General features: G+C 62.5%; 1 protein-coding gene. It reads left to right on the top strand.

Features of this window, described 5'->3' with window-relative positions:
* The first annotated feature begins 50 nt into the window (after positions 1-50).
* Positions 51-740, top strand: a complete 690-nt coding sequence (locus A2I95_RS42155; protein ID WP_291738185.1) for a YafY family protein — start codon at positions 51-53, stop codon at positions 738-740.
* Positions 741-1,024: the final 284 nt, after the last annotated feature.

Genomic DNA, 1,024 nt, shown 5'->3' with positions numbered 1-1,024 from the left:
TGTCAGTGGTATGTGCTAGGGTGTCAGCAGACTGTCACTGGAGCCTGCCCATGCCCCGTACCGGACGCCTGTTCGAAATCATCCAGATCCTGCGCACTGCCACTTCGCCGGTGCGGGCAGAGGACCTTGCAGAGAAGCTGGAGGTTTCCAAACGCACGATCTACCGCGATATCTCCGCCTTGCAGGCGATGCGCACTCCGGTCGAAGGTGAGGCAGGGATCGGCTATATGCTGCGCAAGGGCTATGACCTGCCGCCGCTGAATTTCGACGAGGAGGAGGTGGAAGCGCTGCATGTCGGCCTGGCAATGCTGATGCGCACGGGTGATGGCGCCTTGCAAAAAGCCGCAGAACGGGTCAGCCACAAGATTAAGGATGTGCATGCCACCGCCGACTGGCTGCAGGTGGCCCCCTGGGGCGCGCCGTTGGATGACCCGGAACAAGGTTGTGTGTCTAAGGCGCTGCTGCGCCAAGCGGTGCGGGACAGCCGCAAGCTGAAGATCACCTATGTCAGCCCCGAACGCGGCGAGACCTGCCGCACCCTGCGCCCCTTGGCGCTGATCTATCATATTGAATGCACAATGCTGGCTGCCTGGTGTGAGCTGCGCGGCGGATTCCGCCATTTCCGCACCGACCGGATGTTCGCGGCTGAGATGCTGGAGGGCGGGTTTGTTCCCGAAGCCGGCGCCCTGCGCAAATTGTGGATGGAGCAGGAAGGCTGGGACTTTGCCTTTGCGCCTTAAGGGGGGCTTAGGCGGATTTTGCGCGGTATTTCGCCCATGCAGGGTGATCCCGCCTTGAGATGGCGGCGCGGCACCCCGATATTCGTGCGGAATGCCGGACGTTGTCCGGGTTTGAGAAAACAGAAGGCAATTTGATGATGCAGATGAAACTCACCACGGCAGGTATTGTTGCCGCAGCACTGGGCCTGGGCGCCTGCACCGATCCGGCTACCATCGGCACGCCGGGCAGCAACACCCAGCAGGGCGCGATCCTGGGCGGCATCATCGGTGCCGGCGTCGGCGCC

The organism is Leisingera sp. F5 (assembly GCF_001593695.1).
This window is presented reverse-complemented; position numbering and strand designations above follow the sequence as displayed.